Source organism: Oleiphilus sp. HI0080, from assembly GCF_001635135.1.
Genome location: NZ_LWFU01000014.1, coordinates 1 through 589 on the forward strand (window position 1 = coordinate 1; position 589 = coordinate 589).

Here is a 589-nt window from a genome sequence, read left to right on the forward strand (position 1 = left end):
GCGCCCCAACCGCACTCACCGAACCTGTAAAGTCGTTGTATTCCCGCGCACGTATGTCTGGCAAATTCAGCATATCGCAGACACCATTTTTGAACTCTTCCGAGGCGACCCGATCATCGGTATAGACTTTAAGCGAGAGGTCGACGCCCCAGCGAACAGCGTCAATTTGGTAGGCTTTCATCTCTTCATGAACCGGGCCGCCAATACCGACGAAATCGAAAACACACATGGTGAGCGGCGTTATCTGATTTGCGTGGAGCGAAGCGCTGACGAAAGCCAATAAACAGCGCGCAACACACTGACATATGTAATTTGGAGTATTCATCTCGCCAAGACCTCTCATGAAATAAAAGGGTAGGCTCACACTTCAATAGAGCGATGAAGTACAACACGGAGTGGATACAGACTAACGCACAAGGCTGTCTTGCAAGTTAATCTGTATCAAGGGAGATACATTCTTTGAGCAGATGGTCGCGGCGACGAGCTACACGTCATAATTGGTGGATGACACACCTCCACCTTGTCCGGTCCAATCAGTGTGGTGATGAGCGCCGGAGGCGTCATCAATACGTTGATAGGTATGCGCACC

1 protein-coding gene is annotated in these 589 nt (G+C 50.3%); it reads right to left on the bottom strand.

The features are described from left to right. Positions 1-325: putative solute-binding protein (locus A3751_RS00375; RefSeq protein ID WP_231876802.1), on the bottom strand; the 325-nt coding region annotated here is incomplete at its 3' end. Positions 326-589: the final 264 nt, after the last annotated feature.